The organism is Pseudactinotalea sp. (assembly GCF_048594945.1).
Classification (GTDB): Bacteria; Actinomycetota; Actinomycetes; order Actinomycetales; family Beutenbergiaceae; genus Pseudactinotalea.
In genome coordinates this window covers 1-4981 of sequence record NZ_JBMDXJ010000119.1, presented here as the reverse complement: position 1 = coordinate 4981, position 4981 = coordinate 1, and the positions used below count along the sequence as shown (strand labels likewise).

At 70.1% G+C, this 4981-nt stretch carries 8 protein-coding genes and 1 pseudogene; 3 read left to right on the top strand and 6 right to left on the bottom strand.

Annotation, left to right across the window (positions count from 1 at the left end; all coding sequences use genetic code 11):
* Positions 1 to 274 precede the first annotated feature (274 nt).
* Genes ACOJSN_RS05575 through ACOJSN_RS05560 form a run of 4 tightly spaced genes read right to left on the bottom strand, consistent with a single transcriptional unit; the run spans position 275 to position 2644 of the window.
* On the bottom strand, positions 275 to 625 hold the full coding sequence (locus ACOJSN_RS05575) for a DoxX family protein (protein WP_420111514.1): 351 nt from the start codon (positions 623 to 625) through the stop codon (positions 275 to 277).
* Positions 622 to 1242, bottom strand: coding sequence for a class I SAM-dependent methyltransferase (locus ACOJSN_RS05570; protein ID WP_420111513.1), 621 nt, complete (start codon positions 1240 to 1242; stop codon positions 622 to 624). The genes ACOJSN_RS05575 and ACOJSN_RS05570 overlap by 4 nt, the downstream gene beginning before the upstream one ends.
* Entirely contained in the window at positions 1242 to 1832 is a 591-nt protein-coding gene (locus ACOJSN_RS05565; RefSeq protein WP_420111512.1) for a TetR/AcrR family transcriptional regulator, read from the bottom strand. Before ACOJSN_RS05565 ends, ACOJSN_RS05570 begins: the two co-directional genes overlap by 1 nt.
* A 23-nt stretch (positions 1833 to 1855) precedes the next feature.
* Positions 1856 to 2644: a GNAT family N-acetyltransferase gene (locus ACOJSN_RS05560; RefSeq protein WP_420111511.1), complete on the bottom strand. Its 789-nt coding sequence runs from the start codon at positions 2642 to 2644 to the stop codon at positions 1856 to 1858.
* Between the two features lie 46 nt (positions 2645 to 2690).
* Between ACOJSN_RS05560 and ACOJSN_RS05555 the strand changes: the two genes are divergently transcribed.
* Complete coding sequence (locus tag ACOJSN_RS05555) at positions 2691 to 2858, top strand: YciI family protein (RefSeq protein WP_420111515.1); 168 nt, start codon at positions 2691 to 2693, stop codon at positions 2856 to 2858.
* A gap of 39 nt (positions 2859 to 2897) precedes the next feature.
* On the opposite strand, the gene ACOJSN_RS05550 is transcribed toward ACOJSN_RS05555, so the two are convergent.
* Complete coding sequence (locus ACOJSN_RS05550) at positions 2898 to 3128, bottom strand: hypothetical protein (protein ID WP_420111510.1); 231 nt, start codon at positions 3126 to 3128, stop codon at positions 2898 to 2900.
* On the bottom strand, positions 3128 to 3538 hold the full coding sequence (locus tag ACOJSN_RS05545; protein ID WP_420111509.1) for a hypothetical protein: 411 nt from the start codon (positions 3536 to 3538) through the stop codon (positions 3128 to 3130). Before ACOJSN_RS05545 ends, ACOJSN_RS05550 begins: the two co-directional genes overlap by 1 nt.
* 153 nt (positions 3539 to 3691) lie before the next feature.
* On the opposite strand from ACOJSN_RS05545, the gene ACOJSN_RS05540 reads away from it, so the two are divergent.
* The gene (locus ACOJSN_RS05540) at positions 3692 to 4870 is read left to right on the top strand and encodes a sensor histidine kinase (RefSeq protein WP_420111508.1); all 1179 of its coding nucleotides are present in this window, start codon (positions 3692 to 3694) and stop codon (positions 4868 to 4870) included.
* A pseudogene (locus ACOJSN_RS05535) lies at positions 4867 to 4981 on the top strand (DNA-binding response regulator); the annotation flags it as partial. The gene ACOJSN_RS05540 and the pseudogene ACOJSN_RS05535, both read left to right, overlap by 4 nt.

Below are 4981 nucleotides of genomic sequence, written 5' to 3'. Positions count from 1 at the left end.
GGTCCCATCAGTCGTTGAGAAGGCTTGTGATTCGAGGAGGAGCGAGGGACGAGCGACGGAGTCCCTTGGCTCCTCAAGTCGTTTCTGAGGGCTCGGTGAGGGTGCCGGGCTGTGGGTGCGGGAGCTCGTGCCATCTCTCCGCCGTGCCGCGGATAGCGCTTCCGGTCGATTCACAGTCACCGATCGGCCGCGAATCGCACATGTCGGGCGCGTGGGGGGTGCGGCGGAGACCCCTGAGCTCGGCAAGGATCGATGGATCGGCCACTCGCGGGGGTCACACGCCGAGCGTGAGCAGCACGGCAGTCGCCGTTGTCATCAGGCCGAGTCCGATGGCCGGGAGGGCTCGGGTGGCAGGATCGCCGGCGCGGCGTAGTGTGACGAGGGCGCCGATGAGCAGGACCACGAGGCCGATGCATGCTGCGATCGCGGCAGGTGTCCACAGCGGGGCGGCGCTGAGTCCGATCGCTGCCGCGAGTTCCGCCCCGCCGATCAGCCGGTAGTGGCGCACGGCGAACCCGAGGTGATCGGCTTCGCGGCGTGCGGGAGGGAGCGCCAGCAGTTTCGTCACGCCGATGGCGGCGAGCACGACAGCGAGCATCAGCGCCATGATCGTTCCGACCGTCATGGGAGACCTCCTTTGCTGTGTGGCCGGGTGCGGATCGGCTTGGTGGCGTCGATGAGGAGGAACGGCACCTGGAATCGAGCGATCACCTGGATGTGGAACAGTTCGACGCTCTCGACATGCAGCGGGCTGCACCGTACTGCGCCCTCGGTATCGCGAGTCGGATCACATCCGTGGTCGAGCAGTCTGGTCCAGGGACGAGCGATCTGTTGCAGCCGCCGGACTCCCGTGCCCTCGGGCGCGGCGACGTGTTCGGCCAGCACCAGGCGGCCACCGGGCACGAGCACGCGAGCGGCTTCGCGCAGCACGCGCGCCGGGTCGCGGACACTGCACAGGACCGTGGTCGCGAGGACCGCGTCGACGCTCGCATCCGGCAGCGGGATGTCTTCCCCGGTGGCGGCCAGCGGCGGTGTCGGGTATCCGTGACGACGCGCGGTCTCTGCCAGCCTCGCTCGGAGCCGGGCGGAGGGCTCGAGGCCGACCCACTCGACGCCGGGATCGAGAGGGGTGAAGTTCGCCCCGCTTCCCGCTCCGATCTCGAGCACGCGGCCGCGCAACCTGCGGATCGACCGATCGCGGGCGGCGGCGAACGCCGGCCATCCTGCGACACCGGAGAGCATCAGACGAGCAGCCCCTCGGCGAACACGGCAACGAGGGTCTGCGCGAAGGCATCGGCGTCCACGTCTGGATCGTCGTGGAGTGCCTGCTGATACCCCTTGACTGCGCACAGGACGGTCTGGGCAACCCACTCCTCGTTCAGCGGGCGCAGCACGCCTGCAGCTTGGCCGTCGCGAAGCACGGCTCGCAACGGCTCGGCCAGCGGGGCTTCGTCGAACGCGAGCTGCGCGCCCGGTCGTCGCCATCCGGCGGCCAGCTGCCAGAGCGCGATCACCTCCTCGCGATGCCCGTCCTGCCACCGAATGAACGCCACCACATAGGCGGTCAGGCCGGCGGCAAGCCCGTCAGCGGCCGAGACCGCCGCATCGACCGACGTGACGCACCCCTGAAGGATCGTGTCGCACAGTACGGTCAGCAACTCGTCCTTGTCGGCGAAGTGGTAGCTGATCATGCCGGGACTCGACAGCCCTGCTTCTGCGGCTATGCGCCCGAAGGATGCCTTCGGCAAGCCCTCGCGTGCGATCACCCGGACGGTCGCCTCGACGATCTGCGCACGCCTGGCCTGCGTCGTGAACGAGTGAGTTGTTCGCATGAACAAAATATAGCACGAGCAAACTAGACGTCGGTGCTCCACACGCAGGATCGGACGACACGGCGCGGCTGGAAGCCGAGGTGCGAGTACAGCCGCGCCGGTGTGTCGCCGATCTCCGCCGCGATGGCGATCCGGCCGGCGCCGGACGCGCGCAACTCGGCGACGGCTGCGTGGAGCAGTGCGGTAGCAATGCCCCGGCCCCGATGGGGCGGTCGGACATAGACATCCTCGATGACGCCCACCCTCGCCGGCGAGAGCCACGTGCAGAGAAAGCCCGCGACCTCGCCGTCATGCATGGCGCACAGGTAGGGCGCGAACTCTGCGATGGCCCGTCGATGCTCGACGATCGCCTCGGTCGCGGGTGTCGGGCGCGCAGGCACGCCGTGACGAGCGTCCTCCTCCAGGTGGTCGGCTCTCAGCATGCCGGCGCGAACCTGCCAGTCCTGATCCACGTGGGACGCCGGGCGCACCTCGATGGAGGGCGGCGATCCGCTCAGCTGCGTGCCGCGTGGAAGCTCCAGTCGGAGCTCGTCCTCGACTGCCCAGCCGCGCAGCCGCAGCGCGGCCTCAACCCATGGGGGAGTGCTGCTCTCCAGCACGACGCGGCGAACGCCACGATCCAGGGCGAGGTCCAGGTCAGCGTCGAGCGCGCCTGGTCCGGCCGGCCGCACGGCGTAGAGGTAGGAGGCCAACGTCAGGCCGGGCGCCGCGGGTCGTGTCATCAGCACCGATCCCGCCAGCGCTTCGCGCGCACTGGCGAGCCCCCACAGGTGGGTTGCGACATCTTCGGGGTCGGGGATCGCTGGCGTCATGGGTTCCTCTGTTGTGCCGTTGGAGTTTGTTTGTCTATCTTAGAATCTGTACGACCAGACAGACAGAGGAGATCGACAGGCGACCGAGTACGTCGGCGGCTTCTGGATCATCGAGGCACCCGACCAGGAGAAGGCGCTCGCCTGGGCCGAGCAGGCGTCCGCCGCGTTGGGCTCGCGGATCGAGGTCCGCGCGCTCCAGGACGTCCCCGAGTGAGACGAGCGTGAGCGAGTTCCGCCGCCACGAGCGGCTCGGCTAACCGGGTCCGCGCCGGTCGGGGCCATCACCGCCGCGTCGCCGGTCGAGCCACAGTGCGACGACCGCCCCGACCACGGCGAACCCGGGCAGGAACGCGCCGAGCAGCCGGCCGAAGGTGGACGGCCGGCCGGGCGCGTCGATGAGGGCCTGCGCGAGCACGTCCTGCAGCACGATCCCGAGGAGCAGCCCGCCAATCAGGCCGAGCGCCCCGATCCCGACCGCGCGCATCAGTCGCGGCGGGGCTGGATGCCGCGGGCACGCTGCAGCAGCAGCGCGAGCCCACCGGCCACGAGACCCCAGAGGATGTTGGTGACGAGCACAGGCACGATCGCGATCGGGTTGGCGAGCGGACCGGCGAGAGCGCCGTCGAGTATCGGCGACAGGATCGCGCTGAGCACGATCGCGAGCAGCCCGTACACCAGAGCAGCCAGCACCAGCGTGACGACCGGCTGGGGGGTCGCGCTGAGCCCGACGACCGCGATCCACACGATCGAGATCACGACCGTGATCGCGATCGGCACGGCGGGCTGGTTCTCGATGCCGAGCTGAGACTCGAGGACGCGCACGAGGGGCCGGATCAGCGCGAAGGCGCCGAGTCCGAGGATGAGTGGCCAGCGGAGAGCGGTTGTCTGTGTCATGACCACGACGCTAGGGAGCGCCGCGGCCGCGGTCATCGGCTCTCGCTCTCGACCTGGAGCGCCCTACGGAGGCACCCGACTACGTCGAGAAGCGACACCGCTCTCCACCGTGGGATCCATGCGCCGCCGGCGCCCCGCTCGTAGGCTCCTCGTGTGACGGGAGGGCGAGAGCACGACGGCGGAGCCGCCTCGGGTCCGGGCGTCCCGGACATCGTGCTCGCTGTGGCGGTCACCGCGGTCCTCTCAGCGGTCATCGCGGTGTCTCAGGCGGGCACCGGGGCTGCGCCCCATGCGGTGGCGTACCTGTTCGCGGCCGGCTTCGGCGCCGTGCTGCTGCTGCGCCGCCGGATGCCGGTCGCAGTGCTCGCGCTGAGCGTGCTGGGCACGTTCGCGTACTACACGCTCAGCTATCCGCCGATCGGTGTGGCGCTGCCGGTGGTGGCAGCGCTCTACTCCGCAGCCGAGATGGGTCTGTTCCGGTGGGCAGTCGGCACGGGCGCCGTGGTGTTCGCCGTCGCGCTCGCCTTCCGTCTGCGCGACGACGATCAGCCGGTCGGGTACCTGCTCGGCACCGATGCCGTGTCCAACCTTGCCCTGATCGCCGCGGCCATCGCGCTCGGGTACGGCATCCGGGCAGGGCGCGAGCGCGCAGCCCAGCAGCGCGAGCTGACCCGGTTGACGCAGGAGCAGACAGCACGGGAGGCCGAGCTGCGGATGCAGTCCGAGCGGCAGCGCATCTCTCGCGACCTGCACGACACGCTCGGCCACTCGCTGTCGGTGATCACCCTGCACGCGGGCGTGGGCAGCGAGGCCGTGGGCCGAGACGACCTCGTCGTCACGGAAGCGTTGGCCCGAGTCCGCGAACAGAGCACGGCCTCGCTGGCCGAGCTGCGCACGATGGTGCACCTGCTGCGCACCGATGCCGAGGACAGCGACGAGCGCCACGTCCGCTCACTCGCCGACCTGCCCGCGATCGTCGGCGAGGCAGAGGCAGCCGGGCTCTCGACGATCGTCGCGATCGATGTCGACCCCAGCGACCTTCATCCAGCGGTGGATGCCGCGGCCTACCGGGTGATCCAGGAGGCCCTCACCAACGTGCTCCGGCACGCCGGTGCGACGACCGCCCGGGTGAGCGCCGCCGTCGCCGGCGCCGATCTCCACCTCACGGTGACCGATAACGGGCACGGTGCCACAGACCGCACAGCCCTCGGATACGGGATCTCAGGCATGACCGAACGTGTCAGGCTGCTCGGCGGGTCACTGACCACCCGTAGCGAGCCAGGAGACGGGTTCACGGTGAGCGCCACGATTCCTGCGAGGCTGGAGCCATGATCCGGATCGTGTTGGTCGACGACCAGGAGCTCGTGCGCACCGGTCTGCGGGCGCTGGCCGAGCGGGACGGCGACATCGAGGTGGTCGGCGAGGCGGCCGACGGGCGGAGCG